Source organism: Fructilactobacillus sp. X2R5C2 (assembly GCF_059901375.1).
On record NZ_JBWXUX010000018.1, the window covers coordinates 1 to 270 of the forward strand.

The following is a 270-nucleotide window of genomic DNA, read 5'->3' on the forward strand; positions in this document are numbered from 1 at the left end:
GGTTGCAAGCGATGTCGATGCCGCCGAGCTGCGCCGCCGCGTCACCTCGCCCGCCGGCACCACCGAAGCGGCCATCAAGTCGTTCCAGGCCAGCGGCTTCGAAGCCATCGTCGAGCAGGCACTGCAGGCTGCGGCCACGCGCTCCGCCGAGCTGGCCGAACAACTGGGCAAATAAGGAGCTTTAGATGAATGCACTGTCTGGCGCCGCGATCTTCGTGGTGCAAACCCTGGTCAGCCTCTACCTGGTGATCGTCCTGCTGCGTTTTGTCC

1 protein-coding gene is annotated in these 270 nt (G+C 64.4%); it reads left to right on the forward strand.

What is annotated here, in order from left to right; genetic code table 11:
- Positions 1 to 175 (forward strand): pyrroline-5-carboxylate reductase family protein (locus tag AC6UD2_RS06775; RefSeq protein ID WP_500698431.1); only part of this gene is annotated, 175 nt, incomplete at its 5' end.
- Positions 176 to 270: the final 95 nt, after the last annotated feature.